General features: G+C 27.2%; 3 protein-coding genes. 1 reads left to right on the top strand and 2 read right to left on the bottom strand.

Features of this window, described 5'->3' with window-relative positions:
* Nucleotides 1–1,002 (top strand): D-alanine--D-alanine ligase family protein (locus HHJ06_RS11610; RefSeq protein WP_215429956.1); only part of this gene is annotated, 1,002 nt, incomplete at its 5' end.
* Here the strand turns inward: HHJ06_RS11610 and HHJ06_RS11605 are convergent.
* Together HHJ06_RS11605 and HHJ06_RS11600 are read right to left on the bottom strand one after the other, a co-directional pair.
* Nucleotides 981–1,493 (bottom strand): hypothetical protein, encoded by a 513-nt coding sequence (locus HHJ06_RS11605; RefSeq protein WP_215429955.1) that lies wholly within the window; start codon nucleotides 1,491–1,493, stop codon nucleotides 981–983. The genes HHJ06_RS11610 and HHJ06_RS11605 overlap by 22 nt on opposite strands.
* 14 nt (nucleotides 1,494–1,507) lie before the next feature.
* A partial coding sequence (locus HHJ06_RS11600; RefSeq protein WP_215429954.1) for a hypothetical protein occupies nucleotides 1,508–3,765 on the bottom strand: 2,258 nt, incomplete at its 5' end.

Below are 3,765 nucleotides of genomic sequence, written 5' to 3'. Positions count from 1 at the left end.
TTAATTATGCGAATCGGAATATGTTATGATACAAAAGAAGATTATGGTTATGAATCTGATAATTTAAATTATACGGATTTTGTTTCTCTACAGACAGTAGCATCAATCAGAGAAGCATTGGAAAACATAGGACATGATGTGACGTATATCAATGCAAAAAATTTAATTAATTTCATTGAAAAAGAAAATGAACAAATTGACTTTATTTTTAACCTTGTGGAAGGAATTCGATCTCGAAATAGGGTAGCATTGGTGCCTGCCTATCTTGAATTTAGAGGAATAAAACATAGTGGTTCAGACACATTTGCAACTGCAATAGCACAGAATAAGCATTTTACAAAATTATTGTTGAGAAATCTAGGTATAAATACGCCGGAAGGATTTGTTTACGAATGTCTCACAGATAGTGTAATTAGAGAGGCCATATCCCTAGGATTCCCACTAGTTATTAAACCAAATTCTGAAGGAGGAGGTATGGGAGTAGTGATGGTAAACAATATTGATGAGTTTATTTACCACAGTAGATATTTAATCAAAAAATTCAATTTTGAATTACTTTGTGAAAAATATATAAAAGGAAAAGAATTGACAGTTCCTATAATAGGGAATGGAAAAGAAAGTCAAGCATTAGGAGTAGTAGCTATAGTTAATAAAGACTATAGTGATATCGACCTTTATGATGCAAAGAAAAAATATGAAAACAATGTCATTGGTATTCTTGATTTTCCTTGTCCAGATCATATTAAGGAGGAAATAAAAAATATCAGTTTAAATATACACAAATATATTGGAATTAACGATTATTCAAGAATGGATTACAGAATGGATGAAAATGGGAATTTATATTTTTTAGAAGCAAATCTATTGCCATTTTTAAATAGAGAAGGATCTTTCGAAGTATGTTTCAAAAAAATAGGGAAATGCTACCAAGACGTTATAGAACGAATAATTAATTCTAGCTTAAGAAGATACAGTAGAAGTTATAGTGGATTTACATTATAGGTATTTGTTTCTCTGTCGTAGGTTAGATTTTTCTTATTAATATTGTTTAAATCTAATTCAAAATCAGATTTATAAAAAGAACGTTTTTTAAATCTATCGTTGTATTTTATTTCACAAGTAACAGGTTCAGTTACATCTTTTAAACCTATAGCAGGCATAAGAACTGCTCTATAAGATGTCCCCTTTGCAATGAATTTAATATTTTCAAATGGTTTAGAATTAACAATTCCTTTAAATTCAATAGAAATATTATAGGCGTCATTATTTCCAATATTAGTTGCTACAGCGTAAAAACAATCATCCATAGAATATACAGCAACATTTAAAAGGGCCCTGTTAAGTTTATAATTCCATGCAATCGTAAATATTAAAGCTAGCACTGCTATAAAAATAGGAATCCAGTCTGCAATATATTCAAATATACTTTTTTCGCTATTTAATTCATGCAAAATTCTTGCAATCTCATTGATATCTTTTATTGAACTATTCATTATCATACTATATGTTAATTATTCCAGAACATAATAGAGCAGAAATACATTTCATTTTCAGAAAAAAATCTTTTAATATAATTTTTCCCTTTGTGCGTATTTTTCCCGTTTGCTAATCTTTCCAAAAGGTAGCTATTACTGGAATTATAATCGGAGGATTTCAATGCGATTTTTGCATACTTTCTCACCATTTTTTCAGTTTCATTTTTTTGCTTTGCAAAAAGAGATTCCATAAGAAAATAATTCCTTATACATAAACTTATTTCAGGATTTTCTTTTACTATACGTTTATAACTTTTAAGCAAGTCTGTGTATTCATCTTTTTTATTTCTGTTTGCGTATTCTAAAATTCTTTTGCGAGTTTTTTGTAAATAAAAATCTGTATTCTGATACTCATGCAATTTTATATAGCAACACGTTATATTGAGGTAAACTGTTAATTCATTAAAACATGCACATTTAGAATCTTCTATTATATTTTCCCATTTAGCTATACCTCCTTGAAAATCAAAATTTAACGCATCATAGATCGCCAAAGAGTTTTGACAATGCCATATTACTTTATCGCATATTTCATGAAATATTCTTTTAGATTCGTTAATTTTATTCAATCCATCAGCAACTTCTTCTTTTGATTCTGAAAAGAGTTTTATAGTTCCTATATTATATAATACTTCAGCTAATTCTCTTTTAGGTCTTTTTCTGAAAAAATCAATGGTTTTTTCAGATTGTTTTTTAAATTCATCTATACCAAGATCAAGCCCTGCTTTTTTTATAATGTAGTGCTTTTTGTCTTCCTCATTTAATGTTTCTGCTAGATTATAAGCTGCTGTGATATAGTATTTACATTTCTCCATATCTGAAAACCAATTGTATATTGATGCTTTTAAATTTAAAGCATCAAAACATGATGAGTGATCAAATAAATTGAGTAGCATTAATGCCTTTTGAGGTTCTGCATTTAAGTAATTTGCTTTTGCTGCTAAGAATATTTCCCTATGATTTTCTAAATTATATCCTATATCAATGGCATCTTGATAACGTGATGTGAGAATAAAAGCTTCTTGTATCATGCTTCTATAATTCGGGAAATCTTCAAAGATATTCTTATCACTTCCATTGTGAAATTCATTTCTTCTATTGTGCAAACTAATTACACTTTCAAAAGCATATTTTTCATGATATATTTCCATCAATTTTACATAATATTTAAATATATATACCGTATTCCTAGGTCGAAGATTAATTATGCTTTGGAGAATAATTATTTTATCGTAATAACTATATTTTTTGAAAGAATCGGAATCTGCCAGATATTTAACATGTATATAATATTTTTCTATGAATTTGTTAATATCACTTCTCGAATCGGATATAATATTATTAAATTCATCTAATATGAATCTATAGTTCGTTTTATATTTTATTTCTTGGTAATTAGACGTACCCGTATTAACATTTTCTATACACGTTCCTCTTTCTGCTATGTCGTGTATCTCATATTGGTTAATATAATTGATGGATTTGCATAACAATTCTTCATAAAAATCACCACCTATTGTGGCTATTATTTTTAATATTATCTTTAATTTCTCATCAATCGTGTTATAATATCTTTCATAAGCTGATAAAAAAGAATTCGGTATATTTTCATCTTCAAGAATAATAATATTATTTTCATCAACTTCTCCACGCATATCCTGTAGCATACGGAGAATCACATCAAATTTATTTATATCACCATTTGTTAGTTTAACTATTTTTTTTAAAATATTATCGTGTGCATGTATTTTATTTTTAATAATATTTAATAGTTCATATTCATTTTTATTATTGAATTTTACTATCGTGCAATCATCAAATATACATTCTTCGTTTTCTAAGTTTTCTTCAATTATGATGATAGAGTTTTCTACATGTTTTACGTAATAGTTTACAAGTGATTTTATCAGTATCCTAGAATCTGAATCGCATTGTTCATAGTTGCTGAAAATAATGGTAGTTTCATTTTTAATGTAATTGTTTATTTTATTGAAAAAAGAATCATTTATTTTTATTTCTAAAGGTATTATTTGTAGACTAAAAATCAAAGAACCTAGAGGGATATTTTTATTTATACTCAAATCAATATCAACATATTTATGATTTAATTCCTGCAATGCATGATGTAATTGATAAGATTTTCCAACTCCTTTTTTGCCTTTTAATAGTAACACTATTTTATTAGAACTGGTTAACAATTCCTTAAGCTCTGTTGAATCAACAATACGGT

Source organism: Akkermansia muciniphila (assembly GCF_018709685.1).
In the GTDB taxonomy this organism is placed as follows: domain Bacteria; phylum Verrucomicrobiota; class Verrucomicrobiia; order Verrucomicrobiales; family Akkermansiaceae; genus Akkermansia; species Akkermansia muciniphila_E.
Note: the sequence above shows the minus strand (reverse complement) of the source record. Positions and strands in the feature narration are given on the sequence as shown.